The following is a 13,771-nucleotide window of genomic DNA, read 5'->3' as shown; positions in this document are numbered from 1 at the left end:
TTCCTAATCAACCTTTATCCCCAATCATGGAAAGAGCAATCCGTCCTTTTTCACTATCCACGTTTTCCACCCAGACAGTCACGACGTCTCCTACTGATGTAATATCCATCGGGTGTTTCACGAATTTATTGGCCATTTTGGAGATGTGAACAAGTCCATCTTGTTTGACACCGATGTCGACAAACACACCGAAATCAACAACATTACGTACCGTCCCCTGCATTTCCATTCCCGGGTGCAAATCGTCAAGACTCATAACATTTTGCTTTAGCAGTGGTTTTGGCAAATCATCACGCGGATCTCGCTCCGGCCTACCAAGTGCTGCCGCTATATCATCCAGTGTTGGTTTGCCAATGCCAAGCTCAGCGGCCATTTCACTTATATCTACTGTTTTTAACTGTTCACGCAATTTCTCTGTTCCAATATCGTCGACCGAGCAATTAAGACGTTTCAGTAAATCCTCAGCAGATGCATAGCTCTCCGGATGAATCGGCGTCCGATCAAACGGATTTCCACCTTCCAATATACGTAAGAAACCAACAGCCTGCTCATAGGTTTTGGAGCCCAGCCGTGGAACGTCTTTTAACTGTTTACGAGTTGTGAACTTTCCATTTTCATTGCGGCTGGCTACAATATTAGACGCGACTGTTTTACTGAGCCCAGCAACATACTGCAGAAGTGAAGTGGAAGCCGTGTTGACATTGACGCCAACCTGGTTGACAGCTGTTTCGACAACAAAGGTTAAGGAATCATTAAGTGCCTTTTGGCTAACATCGTGCTGATATTGCCCGACACCGATCGATTTTGGATCAATCTTCACCAACTCCGCCAGTGGATCCTGCAGTCTGCGGGCAATAGACGCCGCGCTCCGTTCTTCCACTTGCAGATTAGGAAATTCTTCACGGGCCAGTTTGGAAGCCGAATAAACACTTGCGCCCGCCTCGTTAACAATAATATATGAAATATCCAGTTCATTTCGACCAATCACATCAGATATGAATTGCTCCGTTTCTCTGGAAGCTGTACCATTTCCAATCGCAATCAGTTCGATACCAAATCGGTTGATGAATTCCAAAACCTTTTTCTCGGATCCGGCCGTATCATGCTTCGGTGCATGTGGATAGATAACACCAATATCCTTTACCTTTCCTGTTTCATCAACAGCAGCAAGTTTACAGCCGGTCCGGTAGGCAGGATCGACACCAAGCACCATTTTTCCTTTTAAAGGCGGCTGCAGGAGTAGGTTTTTCAGGTTTTCTGAAAAAACATCAATCGCCTGCTCTTCTGCCTTTTCGGTCAGACTATTACGGATTTCCCGATCAATTGATGGCTGAATCAGCCGTTTATAGCTATCTTTCACTGCTTGTTGTAAAAATTCGGATGTTTCCTGATTAGTTCCGTTCAAGATAATTTTCTTCTCCAAGTAATCCAGTATACGCTCGGCTGGCGGTTCGATCATAACTTTCAAGATGCCTTCTTTTTCACCACGGTTCAACGCTAAAATACGGTGGGACACAATAGAACGGACTGTCTCATCGTAATCGTAATACATTTCGTACACGCGTTTCTCATCTTGCTCGGCGTTTTTAGCATCTGCATGTACCGTTCCGCGTTTGAATGTTTCTTCACGTATGTATGTACGGAATGTCGGTTCATCCGAAATCCACTCGGCAATAATATCATTCACGCCCGCTAGTGCATCATCCACAGTGGGAACACCCTTTTCCTCTGATACATATGACTCAGCTTCAGCAGCAATATTGGATGATTGCTGATTCCACACCGTGACCGCCAGCGGTTCCAGCCCTTTTTCTTTCGCTTTAGTAGCACGTGTGCGTCGTTTCTGTTTATATGGCCGGTATAAGTCCTCTACCCGCTGCAGCTGGGATGCTGCATTAATCTCTTGCTGCAATTCGTCAGTCAATTTCCCCTGTTCATCAATAAGACGGATTACTTCTTCCTTACGCTCAGCAAGGTTAACAGCATATTGCCATTTATCCTGAATCAATTTTAGCTGTACTTCATCCAGCCCACCTGTTTCCTCTTTTCGATATCGGGCGATGAAAGGAACAGTATTACCTTCATTCATTAATTTTATTACTTTATGTACGGCAGCTTGACGGACATCTGCTTCCTTGGCTACCCATTGTTCCAGTTCTTGAGACACCATCGGTTCCTCCCTTTAGCGGTTGTTTAAACATTCCATTGGTATATATTGCTACCAGCCCGGTCTTAAGTAGTTTTCACGCTTCCCCTTATTCTAACAAAAAAGCTATGAAATGAAAAAAGACCGGTAATCTCAATCCGGTCTTCACTCACGGTAACTTATTGCAATCAATGTGGTATCATCTTCTGTTTTCTGCCCGCTCCTGTAGGCCTTAAAAGTTTCCACCACTTGCTGCACATCCCTTCCCAAAAGGAAATATTGGGAGATATCCTTATCACGAACGCCATCTGAAAAGAGTACAAAATTCATAGTAGAATCAAGTTTATCAGAGACAATCTTAAACGGTCGATGATAGCCGGCAAGAAAACCGGGATTAGGTATATTTCGCTTCTTTTTACCGTTTTCATGAATAGTTAATATGCCGATGTTTCCAATGGAAGAAAAGGTATATCGTTGCGCAGAAAAATCAATCTTTAAAATCCCAATCACCGCACCACGTTTACCTGAAAGCTGTCGATTGCACCGCTGCACTAACTGTTCAACAGTTATGTGTATGTTATCTTTGATTGTGTTTATTACAATTTCAGAAGATTCCTTGGCCATCGCACCACTTCCAAGACCATCAGCCAGCACACAGATGAATTCATTATCCGTTTCCGTGTAAAAATAACTGTCACCGCATTGATATTGACCGGACTTCGGTTGCTGATAAACGGCTGTCTCTACTTTATTTTGTCTGCAACTCAATCAAGAACCTCCGTACTTCCGGAATGAAGCGCTTCACGGAGTTTTCGCAATGAGCGGCGCTGCAATCTTGAAACGTGCATTTGCGAAATGCCAAGGTGTTCCCCGGTTTCTTTCTGGCTCAACCCCTCAAAATAGGTGTATCGCAGAATCTTCTGTTCGCGTTCCGTCAGAACCGGCAAGATTTTTTCAAGTAGCATACGCTGATCTGCATTTTTAAAACCATTTTCATCATTACCTATCAGATCCAACATCGCAACAGTGCTGCCATCGGAATCCGCTTCTATTTTTCGATCAACGGATAGGGCTTTATAGCTTTTGCCCATTTCCATCGTTTCCAAAACCTCTTCTTCTGGTACATTTAAGTATTCGGCGATTTCATGTACGGTCGGCGAAACCTGGTTTTTCGATGTCAAATCGTCAACAGCCTTTTTAATTCTAGGCCCCAATTCTTTAATACGTCGGGGTACATGTACACTCCATGTTTTGTCACGTATAAACCGCTTTATTTCCCCTACTATGGTGGGTACAGCAAACGACTCAAATGATTTTCCATGTGAAGCATCGTATCTTCTGACTGCTGCGATAAGTCCAATCATGCCGACTTGTTTCAGATCCTCGTGTATACTGCTGTTCCTGGAATACTTTCTGGCAATTGACTCGACTAAATCTGTATAGGCCAATATAATTTTTTCCTGAATTTCTTCTGATTCAGGCCTGTTCTGCAGCTGCTTAATCCATTCGTATATTTTATCCTGGCTGCTATTGTGTTGTTGAGATCCGGTCGTCATCAAGACCCACCTCAGTTTCATGAAGGTACTTCGTCATTAGGACGATAACGCCAAAATTATTATTGATCTCCACCCTATCCATTAAAGTGTCAATCAGGAAAAGGCCAAAACCGCCTTCACGTAAATTTTCAATAGACTCTAAGCCCTCGTAGGGACCGATACCTCCTTTAACTTCATTTAGATCAAAACTGCCACCATGGTCTGCAACCATAATTTCAAGACGATCATCGTACACGCCAAATCCAATCGAAACCTCTCCACCATCCTCTTCACTGTAAGCATGCTCCACCGCATTCGTTATTGCCTCGGAAACCGCTACTTTCAAATCTTCAATATCCTCATATGTAAACCCAATGCGATTAGCTATCCCCGATATACTCAAACGAACGATACCTACATATTCTGCTTTAGCAGGAACCTTCATCTCAATAAAGTCGAAGTCTTCCATCGTTTATTCCCCACCTTGGATTGCATGATCAATGGTAAAAATTTCATCAAGCCCTGTTATACGAAACACTCTTAAAACACGATCTTGCAGTTTTACCAATCGGATGCTACTGTTATTTTCCTTTGTGGACTTTAAGGCACTGATAAAAATGCCTAATCCTGTGCTATCCATATATCCTACTTTCTCCAAATCCACCACCGTCTGATGCCCTTCTGACTTTGTCAAAGGTAGCAACGTTTCTTTCAATTTTGGTGCGGTATAAGCATCAATTTCCCCTGACAATGTTACAATAGACGTGTTATTTTCATCGATAACGTCAACTGCTAAATTCATTTATGATTCCCCCTCAGAAATCAATCAATTGACTGGTCGTGCATTTCTGTCTACAACAAAAATCTATACCCTGAACGGTTCGATATTAAACCTCTTTCTTCAGAACAATCAATGTGAAATCATCACGCAGATGGAAATTCTGTAAACGTTCGAAATGTTTATATACCTTATTAACCATTTCCTGTGCCGGCAAATCGGAAAAACGTGCAAGGACGTTAAGCACTTCCTCACTTTCAATAAAACGTTCCCCTTGCCTGCACTCGGTAACTCCATCTGTCAGCAGAATAAACATATCCCCCTGATGGAGCCTGCATTCATACTGACGATAGTCTGTGTCCGGATTCACTCCGAGCACCAGACCTTTCGCTTTAATTTCCTCAAACGTATTTTGCTCAGCGTTATAATAAAAACCAGGCTCATGGCCGGCGGATGAATACCAAACTTTTCCATTCATTGGAAATAAATGGGCGCAAAACATTGTAATGAACATACTTGGGTCTACATTTCGTTCAACAACCCGATTCAAATTTTTCAATATCATTTGCGGTTGCATGGTTTCCTCTGTCAGACTATCCATGGAATATTTGATCATTGACATACACAACGCAGCAGGAATACCCTTTCCGACGACATCGGCAACGGCTATCCCGAGCGATCCATCTTCTCCAGTGACAAAATGATAATAATCACCATTCATCTGATGGGCCGGAACACTAACGACACCAATATCCATCCCGTCAATGTCAGGTTTTTCTGTTGCCAGTAATGTATCCTGCATATTGGCCGCCACCGCAATTTCTGATTTAAGCTCTGATTGTTGTTCCCTCAGTGTACGATATTCTTGATGGGCAATACCATAGGAAATCATGGTTTCCAACAGAAAGTCCATAGAATGCCATAAATAAACCGGCAGATCCGGGTACAGTGCTGCTAATGCCTGAATATGCAAATTGACAATTTCCTCGGGTGGAACATTATCTTTAATAAACAATTTGCTAATCTGTTCCGCTTCGTATAATGATTGCTCATCCTGTGTGTTAATATGACGCTGCAATAAACGTTGATAGTTGGCCGCGTCAGGCTTCAGGGTTTCCATATAACTGCCCCCCCCTTATTATGAAACAGTAAAAGAGAGGCGTGACTAACACACGTTCCCCTCCTGCTGTTATATTTACTTATCTGACCCATTTCACAGCCCGGATTTCGGTTCCTTTACCCGGTTCGGATTGAATATCAAATTGATCCACGAGGCGCTGCACCCCCGGAAGTCCTGCTCCGAGACCGCCAGATGTGGAATAACCGTCCTCCATCACCTGACTGATGTCTTCCATTCCCGGGCCCTTATCAACCGACAGCATGCTAATACCTTTTCGTTCACCATTATTAATGATCTCAAAGCATAATTTGCCGCTGTCCGTATATAAATATATGTTGCGAGCTAGCTCGGATATGGCAGTGGCAATTCTAGCCTGATCGACCGTTCCGAATCCCACTTCCCGGGCGACTTCACGGCCGAGCTGACGAGCCTTAACGATATCCCATTCTTTTTCAATTATAACACAGGATTGGAGATCCATTCTCATTCCCCCAATTCCTGGCGTAGCTTGATCAGTCCTTGCTCTAGGTTTAAAGCAGTTGGGACACCCTGTAAATGAATACCTAAATCAATTAATGTTACAGCAACTGCTGGCTGGATTCCTGTCAATACTACCTTCGCCCCCATTAAATCTGACATCTTAACGACATCGCCAAGAACTTTGGCAATAAAGGAATCAATAATTTCAACGGATGTTAAATCAATGACCACCCCGGAGGCACCGGTCTGATGGATTTTATCCAACAAATCTTCCTGAAACTGTACCGCCGTATTGTCATCCATCTCGATTTGTATTGAAATCAACAAATAGTTATGCAATTTTAAAATTGGTATCCGCATGCTATCACTCTCCACTAAGGGAATCTATCATCTGTTCGATCGCATCATCCTTGTCCCTGGAATCTACAATCCGCCGGCCAGTAATTTCAAGTGCTGTAATAAATCCTTTTCGAAGCGAACTTTTAGTATGAAATTTACCAAGATCGATACCAAGGTTTACAATTGTCTGGGCAATTTCCGGACGGATACCCACAAGAATGCATGTCGCCCCAATTAAGCGAACCGCCTCAGCTGCCTGGATGATATGGTGTGCAACCATCGTATCAACAACTGGAACACCCGTAATATCAATGAGCACCACTTCGGAGTTATGTTTGATAACCCCATCAAGCAGACTTTCCATAATTAACTTTGCACGCTCGGTATCAATCGTTCCAACCAGTGGCATAACTGTTATATTGTCGATAACCGGAATAAGTGGAGCCGATAGCTCCTGAAGAGCAACACGCTGCAGCGAGACAATATTCTCCCAGTTACCTGAATACTCATTAACAAGCTGCCGGATAATCGGTTCAACCCATTGATCGACATTATGCAACAATTGTGAAATGTAATCTGTATCAATTTTGTCAGATTGACTAAGGATGAAGTCAATGGTCACACGTCTAAATAATTGCAAACCATCTGTTATGTAACTGACCTGCCAGCCAAGATTGATCAGCTTTTCTGCAAATTCTTTTAAATGCTCTGTTTCACCTTGATTTTTTATACTACTGAAAATAATATTGACAAACTCTCTATTCGTGTTTTCAAGCAGTTCTTCTGTGATGCTGGCACTATAGTTACCACTTTTCATGGTATCAATCTCATTAAGCCAATTATGGACTATTGTATCACTGTTTTCTAATACAATTTTTTTGAACTTATTTTCCATCGAATCCCCCCCAAATACCGCCGCTTTATTTACTAATTATCGGAAAAATTTAAGTTTCTACTTTATATTACTGTTATCTTATCATGAATTTCACGTGATTTCGATTCATATCGCCAAAACACAAGTATTATCGCAAATTTTTCTACTGTACTGATCAACTTTCAATCGTCGAGTAGCTAACCTTATTGACATATAAAAAAAGCACTCTTCTAAGATGTATGCCTGTCCGGCAAATACATCAGAAAGAGGCTTCATAATAGCGGAAAACCCCTGCTTCTTCTGGAAGGGGGGCATCACTTATTGATCATACATTTCTTTCAATCCGAGACTGATCTCCAGTGCTCTATCAATCTTTCCCATCATATTATTATCCAACTTGGTTATTTTGTCGGTCAGCCGCTGCTTATCCAGTGTTCTTATTTGCTCAAGCAAAATGACTGAGTCACGGTCAAAACCATACTTCTTTGCATTAATCTCCACATGTGTCGGGAGTTTGGCCTTCTGAATCTGAGCAGTTATCGCGGCTACAATTACCGTCGGACTGAACCGATTACCGATATCATTCTGCAGGATCAATACCGGGCGGATGCCTCCCTGTTCTGATCCCACGACAGGGGATAAATCGGCGAAATATACTTCGCCTCTTTGAACGATCACGTGCCTTACACCCCGATCACTGAGCGCTGTAAGGTATTTTTCTCAGCTTCTTCCTCAGCTTGAAACGCTTCTGAGGCAATTGTGAGATTGATATTAGCCATTTCCATATAGCCTTGCTGCATCGATTCACGGAACTGCCGGATATGCTCCTCTTTCTTATGCTCCAAGTAGTTTTTTGTAGCCTGACATATAAAATCACTCAAATCACTGTTTTCGTACTTCATAAGTCCATCCACCTCATTTAGCAGGTTTTTTGGTAAACGTACTGAAACTTCCTGTAAGCTCTCTGACAAAACCCATGCACCTCCGACAACATTTGAACGATCTTTATTCATCCATTTCATGATATCATTGTCCTAATTTGTTTGCAAAGACTTATCAGGAAAATTTCAGATTAAGTGTCTATGGAACACTGGATGAAAAGCAATTTTTCCCTGCCATTATATTTATGGAATTCATACCATTTTTATGCTGGAAAAACATTAAGAAATTGGACATAGTCGAAAAAGCCGTCCGTTTTACATACTTATCGGACAATCAACTTTCTTTATACACCCTAGGAACACGACTTGATATCATGCATGGTATTTCATAACTAATCGTTTCCAAATGCGCGGCAATTTCATCTATCGTAACAACGCCACTCCCTTGCCTGCCAATCAGCGTAACTGTTGTTCCGACGGGATATTCCTTATCCAACTTGATCATCGTCTGATCCATACATATTCTTCCGACTATAGGCATCCTTTTACCATCAATCAGCACATCCATTCCTTGTAGTTTGCGAATCCACCCATCTGCATATCCAATTGGAATAGTACCGATCCACTCACTACCCGCAGTTGTATACGTTCCACCATAACTAATGGACTCACCCGGGTCTAACTTCTTGACATGAATAAGTCGGCTGTGTAGCGAAAAAGCAGGCTGTAGTTCAATATCGCGCTCCTCCTTTAAGACGTCAGAAGGATAAAGGCCGTACATAGAAATACCAAACCGGATATAATCATACATTTTTTCCGGAAAACGAATGGATGCGGCACTGTTTCCGATGTGGACCACCACCGAATCATCCCAAATCCTATGAAAGGTTTCCAGCAATTGCTCGAACCGGCTAAGCTGCTTTTTAAAGTAATCCAGTTCCGCATCATCTGCTGTGGCAAAATGGGTATATACACCGGTCATAGTAACAGAATCACAACTACGTAACTTTTCCAAAACGTCTTGTAATTCCTCGGTGGTGCGGATTCCGACCCGTCCCATTCCGGTATCCCACTTCATATGTACCTTGAGTGGCGATGGCAAGGAATGTCTTTCTACCTCCTGCAGCCACTCCTTTTGAAAGAAAGTTAGAGTAATATCATTTTCAGCAGCAACCCAAACATCTTCCGGCGCTACTCTGCCAAACACCAATATAGGTGCGGTAATACCAGCATCGCGTAATACCAACGCTTCTTCCAATAATGCAACTGCAAGCATCTCCGCCCCTGATTCCAGTGCTTTTGTGGCAACTTTCACTGCCCCGTGACCATATGCATCTGCCTTCACCACGGCAATCACGGCACTATTTTCAGGCAGTTTTTGATTTATCTGCTGCAAATTATACCCTATTGCATCCAAATCAACTTCGGCCCATGTATGACGATAAATCGTATTTTTCATTGTAATTTCTCCCTTTACTTAACCTTTTGTCCCCATTTTACCCGAATTAAACCAAAATAAAAAGCAGACCCCCTCTCATATGAGTCTGCTTGCGATACAATCATTTATTTCACTTCTTTACCTTGCACGGACTTTGCAACATTAATCAGTTCTTCTCTGGTCAGCTCTTCACTTGCCAGCATAAAGTTCATGCCATTATTCGTCCACTCAATGGTATTACCCGACAGTGCACCGACGGAATGGCCAAGGTTCACGATATCACCATCAACCATTTGCGGTGATGTAGTGGTCGGAATGACATCGAGCTTCTCTTCTACAAGAGTAAATTCCTTTTCACCAGAAAATGACATGATGACACGTTTTCCGTTTTCCATGTCAACTTCCTTTTCCTCTACCAGTTCAGATCCAGCCATTTGCCGCGGATAAACAACCGTAAACGTATCTTGTTTGCCTGTACCGGATACAGCTTTTTCCGATGTGTCACCCTTCATATTTTTCTCCATTGCAAAGTCGTCATCTTCAAAAGTGGGGTCTGTATTAAAGTTTGAAAAGTCCACCTGTACCAGCGCATTCTCATCCTTATCAAGCACTTTCACTTTCACTGGTGTATAGGTGTTTTTATCAAAGTAAATCTCCTGATACGGCAAATTATTGTTGTTCTGATAGTTTGTTTCGGTTTCAAAAATATAATGGTTATCACTGACTGTGAATTCAGCCTCACTATCTTTTGTAACATCATTCACTAGCGACTGGTAGAGATATGGCTGACTACCATTCTCCGGCCATTCTTTCTGAAATTTAAAGCTCTTGTTCAATGACGGAGAAAGAACAAATACACCTTCTTTATTCTTCAGGATAACTTGACTACCTTTTTTATCCTGCTCATTTGTCAATTCCACTCGATAAAAATCTTTCTTTTTATGCCAGATGTTTATATCATACTTCTGATCTTCCTGTCCGGTATTCATCGTCATAACGGCTTTTGCTTTATAACCATCCATTGATTCCAGGTTCGACTCCAGCTTGCCGATCACATCTTCCTTTGACTGTTCACCACAGGCAGCAAGCAGAGTGACAAAACCGAAGACGACTGCAACCCAGATGCCAAACATTTTTTTCATGGATATGTCTCCCCTGTCTCTTTTCACACGTATTGCGAGTACTTATACAAGGGGAAATAGGTTATTTGTTACAGATGTTACACAAACGTACGATATACCTTGGATATGCCATGCAAGAGATCTGATGCTAATAAGTCATAAACAGAATGTGTATCTGCTATAAGCATGTCCGCGGCCTTCCCATGGATAAAACAAGCATTACTGAGCGCCTCCATGATCGGCTGATCTTGCAGAACCATTGCCAGAATAATCCCGGAAAGCACATCGCCACTTCCTCCCTTGGCAAGCCCCTCGTTCCCGGTTGTCGTTACCGTTTGCTGACCGTCCGGTGTCGTTATAATGGTAAACGGGCCTTTCAGCACAATGTAGACACCATATTTTTCAGCAGCCATTTTTGCGTATGCAAATGGCTTTTGCAGCAATTCCGGTACGCTTTTGTCCAAAAGCATGGCCATCTCCCCTGGATGGGGCGTCAAAACTACCGGTGACTTGCGCTTTGTGACTGATGCAAGTAGGGATTTTAAATGGTATAAACCATCCGCGTCGACAATAAGCGGGCACGAGGCTTCCTCAAGTGCTTTCCGAATATGGCTACGGGCTTCATGGTGACGTCCCATGCCCATCCCCGTCACAATTGCATCATAATTGTCAAAGGGGATAGGAACTTCGTTATTCATCCTGCCGTTCGTTTCCTCAAGCGCCAGATAGGTTGCTTCCATACATTGGGAAGCGACTGCTGGGATAGCACTTTTTGCAGTTGCAGCGGTAACCAGTCCTGCTCCTGTCCGCAATGCCGCATGAATAGTCATCGTAATCGACCCGGGCATCTCTGCACTCCCACCGACAGCCAGCCCCCTGCCATGGCTGCCTTTATGAGAATAGCGCCCACGTTCCGGTATGGTCTTGCGAAACTGCTCTTCCGTCCATAGATAGCGATGAGCACCATCTGAAGTTATAACGGATGGAAGGCCGAACGAAACGACTTGCCAATTACCATAATAAGGAGCTGTGTGTTCCAGAAAGGCACTCTGTTTGGGAAAACCGGTAATAAGTGTTTCATTAGCCTGTACAGCATAAAAATCACTGATACCTTCATTCGCCGGCAGTCCTGACGGTATATCCACTGATAGAACATACGAAGCTTTCTTGTTCACGACGTCAACGACAGAGGCAAGTGGTTCCCGAAGCCTTCCTTTCATACCGATACCTGCGATTGCATCGAGAACGATATCCACCCGGCTTACCATCGGACCGACTTCATCTACTGTCTGCATAACAGTGACATTACCACCACAACGTACAAATAGTTGTTTATGGTATAGTGCATCGCCAGTGATCTTTTCATCAGGCACAACCTGTACAACCGTTATATCAAAGTCATTATCCAGCAGTGTTCTGGCAATAACAAAACCATCACCGCCGTTATTACCGCCTCCTGCAAGCACGAGGATACGGTATGTTTTGGATACGCGTTCCTTTAAACTTGCGGCAATGGACCTCCCCGCATTTTCCATTAACAATTTTCCATCGATTCCTACTTTATTCATGGCACCATGATCCATATCGTACATTTCTTCTGCGGTAACAATATACACGCTATTTCCTCCTACCCGCACTAGAATATATGAGACAACCATGTCGGATATGCAACATCCCCGGTCAGTTCTTTTCTTCTATCAAAACCTGTGCCGCCGCATAGTCCCGGCTGTGCGTTATTGATACAAATAAATTCATTTGTTCATAGCCCGGCACACGAATTTTTGGTGCACCATTTTTGTTTCTAATTATTTCAATATCTCGGAAACCGATAGCACCAATACCGCGTCCACATGCCTTGGCAAACGCCTCCTTAGCAGCAAATCTTCCGGCAAGATATTCCGCGCGCCGGCGGTCATTCGCCAACATTGCGTATTGTTCCTTTTCCTTCTCTGTCAGAATCCGATCGGGAAAGCGGCTATTTCTCTTCACACTTCCTTCAATCCGTTCCAATTCAATGATGTCCATTCCAATACCGATTATCATTTTATCATTTTCCAAACCCTTCGTTAGACAAATGCATATTGTTATCATTGTTATAACTATTTTTAGTAAGCTAATAGTAATCATGCGTGAACGTCAGCGTTTGACCATATGATACTTTATTTTATATGTATTGGTAAAGGAGAAGTGCCCATGTTTGTACGAAATGAACGGAGTATAAAGGAATTTATGCAACTTTACCCGGTTGTCTCGTGGCTGGTGATTATTCACCTCGTGTTGTGGCTTCTGACCGGCTTTATACAGACACCAATTGGTAACCTTATCGAAGGCTGGGGAAAAGGGGTAAATTTCTTAATCAGCCAGGGGGAATACTGGCGTTTGGTGACGCCTATTTTTTTGCATAGTAATCTTATGCACGCTTTGTTTAATTCATTTGCCCTTGTGTTATTTGGCCCGGCACTGGAACAAATGCTTGGAAAACCAAAATTCATCGTCGCCTATATAGGCGCGGGTCTTGCCGGCAATATTGGTACCTTTTTATTTGGCCCGGCCATCTATGCGCATGTTGGTGCATCTGGAGCTATTTACGGTCTGTTCGGCATCTATGTGTTTATGGTTGCTTTCCGGAAACAGCTGATTGATCAGTCCAGCTCTCAGATTATTACGACGATCTTCATTATCGGTCTTGTCATGACATTCATCAGACCGGGCATTAATATGTATGCCCATGTATTTGGATTCATTGGGGGATTTGCCATTGCATCGCTGGTCTTAAATAATGTCCGGCCATATGCACCATGGCTCCATAGACGTTATCATGATGATCGTTCCATCCAATTTGACCCGAACCGCTGGCAGAAAAAACAGCGAAACAAAAACATGTTCAAATACGGCCTTTGGATTATCCTTGGTATTCTTGTCGTGCTGGGATTGTTTGGGCGCGTATTTTAATTTAAAGGGATCAGCAATAACCTTAAACAGTTTACTACCAGGGGGAAAACACCTAAAGCATATCACTGCGATTTACGAACCTCTTAGCACAGCATACCGAATGATAT

At 43.0% G+C, this 13,771-nt stretch carries 16 protein-coding genes; 1 reads left to right on the top strand and 15 read right to left on the bottom strand.

Translation table 11 applies throughout. From position 1 onward, the window contains the following. Positions 1-7: 7 nt before the first annotated feature. From FFL34_RS10970 to acpS, 15 genes are all read right to left on the bottom strand, one after another. Positions 8-2,170, bottom strand: a complete 2,163-nt coding sequence (locus FFL34_RS10970; protein WP_138603487.1) for a Tex family protein — start codon at positions 2,168-2,170, stop codon at positions 8-10. A 141-nt stretch (positions 2,171-2,311) separates the two neighbouring features. Then, positions 2,312-2,914, bottom strand: a complete 603-nt coding sequence (locus tag FFL34_RS10965; RefSeq protein ID WP_138603486.1) for a SpoIIE family protein phosphatase — start codon at positions 2,912-2,914, stop codon at positions 2,312-2,314. Then, on the bottom strand, positions 2,911-3,702 hold the full coding sequence (gene sigB / locus FFL34_RS10960) for an RNA polymerase sigma factor SigB (protein WP_138603485.1): 792 nt from the start codon (positions 3,700-3,702) through the stop codon (positions 2,911-2,913). The genes FFL34_RS10965 and sigB overlap by 4 nt, the downstream gene beginning before the upstream one ends. Further along, complete coding sequence (gene rsbW, locus FFL34_RS10955; protein ID WP_138603484.1) at positions 3,674-4,150, bottom strand: anti-sigma B factor RsbW; 477 nt, start codon at positions 4,148-4,150, stop codon at positions 3,674-3,676. Before rsbW ends, sigB begins: the two co-directional genes overlap by 29 nt. 3 nt (positions 4,151-4,153) lie before the next feature. Further along, the gene (locus tag FFL34_RS10950; RefSeq protein WP_138603483.1) at positions 4,154-4,483 is read right to left on the bottom strand and encodes an STAS domain-containing protein; all 330 of its coding nucleotides are present in this window, start codon (positions 4,481-4,483) and stop codon (positions 4,154-4,156) included. 85 nt (positions 4,484-4,568) lie between these two features. Next, entirely contained in the window at positions 4,569-5,579 is a 1,011-nt protein-coding gene (locus FFL34_RS10945) for a PP2C family protein-serine/threonine phosphatase (RefSeq protein WP_138603482.1), read from the bottom strand. Between the two features lie 79 nt (positions 5,580-5,658). Next, on the bottom strand, positions 5,659-6,060 hold the full coding sequence (locus FFL34_RS10940) for an anti-sigma regulatory factor (protein WP_138603481.1): 402 nt from the start codon (positions 6,058-6,060) through the stop codon (positions 5,659-5,661). Positions 6,061-6,062: 2 nt separating this feature from the next. Next, positions 6,063-6,419 carry an STAS domain-containing protein gene (locus tag FFL34_RS10935; protein WP_138603480.1) on the bottom strand — a complete coding sequence of 119 codons (357 nt, stop codon included), beginning with the start codon at positions 6,417-6,419 and terminating at the stop codon, positions 6,063-6,065. Between the two features lie 4 nt (positions 6,420-6,423). Next, positions 6,424-7,293, bottom strand: a complete 870-nt coding sequence (locus FFL34_RS10930) for an RsbT co-antagonist protein RsbRA (RefSeq protein ID WP_138603479.1) — start codon at positions 7,291-7,293, stop codon at positions 6,424-6,426. Between the two features lie 297 nt (positions 7,294-7,590). Then, entirely contained in the window at positions 7,591-7,950 is a 360-nt protein-coding gene (locus FFL34_RS10925; protein WP_138603478.1) for a type II toxin-antitoxin system PemK/MazF family toxin, read from the bottom strand. A 5-nt stretch (positions 7,951-7,955) separates the two neighbouring features. Then, a complete protein-coding gene (locus tag FFL34_RS10920) occupies positions 7,956-8,243 on the bottom strand; it encodes a CopG family ribbon-helix-helix protein (RefSeq protein WP_138604726.1) in 288 nt (95 codons plus the stop codon). Positions 8,244-8,487: 244 nt separating this feature from the next. Continuing rightward, positions 8,488-9,612 (bottom strand): alanine racemase, encoded by a 1,125-nt coding sequence (alr, locus tag FFL34_RS10915; protein ID WP_138603477.1) that lies wholly within the window; start codon positions 9,610-9,612, stop codon positions 8,488-8,490. Between the two features lie 104 nt (positions 9,613-9,716). Beyond that, positions 9,717-10,733: a LolA family protein gene (locus FFL34_RS10910; RefSeq protein WP_138603476.1), complete on the bottom strand. Its 1,017-nt coding sequence runs from the start codon at positions 10,731-10,733 to the stop codon at positions 9,717-9,719. A gap of 77 nt (positions 10,734-10,810) precedes the next feature. After that, entirely contained in the window at positions 10,811-12,328 is a 1,518-nt protein-coding gene (locus tag FFL34_RS10905) for an NAD(P)H-hydrate dehydratase (protein WP_138603475.1), read from the bottom strand. 64 nt (positions 12,329-12,392) lie between these two features. Beyond that, positions 12,393-12,755 (bottom strand): holo-ACP synthase, encoded by a 363-nt coding sequence (acpS, locus tag FFL34_RS10900; RefSeq protein ID WP_138603474.1) that lies wholly within the window; start codon positions 12,753-12,755, stop codon positions 12,393-12,395. A gap of 150 nt (positions 12,756-12,905) precedes the next feature. Here acpS and FFL34_RS10895 point away from each other — a divergent pair, with 150 nt between their 5' ends. Next, positions 12,906-13,664, top strand: coding sequence for a rhomboid family intramembrane serine protease (locus tag FFL34_RS10895; RefSeq protein WP_138603473.1), 759 nt, complete (start codon positions 12,906-12,908; stop codon positions 13,662-13,664). Positions 13,665-13,771: the final 107 nt, after the last annotated feature.

It is taken from the genome of Lentibacillus cibarius, assembly GCF_005887555.1.
GTDB lineage: Bacteria > Bacillota > Bacilli > Bacillales > Amphibacillaceae > Lentibacillus > Lentibacillus cibarius.
The sequence above is the reverse complement of the archived record's forward strand: the minus strand, read 5'-3'. Positions and strand labels throughout refer to the sequence as shown.

Excerpts from the sequence above, each read along its gene's own strand:
- FFL34_RS10970 (WP_138603487.1), bottom strand. The coding sequence starts at position 2,170 with ATGGTGTCTCAAGAACTGGAACAATGGGTAGCCAAGGAAGCAGATGTC.
- sigB (WP_138603485.1), bottom strand. The coding sequence starts at position 3,702 with ATGACGACCGGATCTCAACAACACAATAGCAGCCAGGATAAAATATAC.
- rsbW (WP_138603484.1), bottom strand. The coding sequence starts at position 4,150 with ATGGAAGACTTCGACTTTATTGAGATGAAGGTTCCTGCTAAAGCAGAA.
- FFL34_RS10950 (WP_138603483.1), bottom strand. The coding sequence starts at position 4,483 with ATGAATTTAGCAGTTGACGTTATCGATGAAAATAACACGTCTATTGTA.
- FFL34_RS10945 (WP_138603482.1), bottom strand. The coding sequence starts at position 5,579 with ATGGAAACCCTGAAGCCTGACGCGGCCAACTATCAACGTTTATTGCAG.
- FFL34_RS10940 (WP_138603481.1), bottom strand. The coding sequence starts at position 6,060 with ATGGATCTCCAATCCTGTGTTATAATTGAAAAAGAATGGGATATCGTT.
- FFL34_RS10935 (WP_138603480.1), bottom strand. The coding sequence starts at position 6,419 with ATGCGGATACCAATTTTAAAATTGCATAACTATTTGTTGATTTCAATA.
- FFL34_RS10930 (WP_138603479.1), bottom strand. The coding sequence starts at position 7,293 with ATGGAAAATAAGTTCAAAAAAATTGTATTAGAAAACAGTGATACAATA.
- alr (WP_138603477.1), bottom strand. The coding sequence starts at position 9,612 with ATGAAAAATACGATTTATCGTCATACATGGGCCGAAGTTGATTTGGAT.
- FFL34_RS10910 (WP_138603476.1), bottom strand. The coding sequence starts at position 10,733 with ATGAAAAAAATGTTTGGCATCTGGGTTGCAGTCGTCTTCGGTTTTGTC.
- acpS (WP_138603474.1), bottom strand. The coding sequence starts at position 12,755 with ATGATAATCGGTATTGGAATGGACATCATTGAATTGGAACGGATTGAA.
- FFL34_RS10895 (WP_138603473.1), top strand. The coding sequence starts at position 12,906 with ATGTTTGTACGAAATGAACGGAGTATAAAGGAATTTATGCAACTTTAC.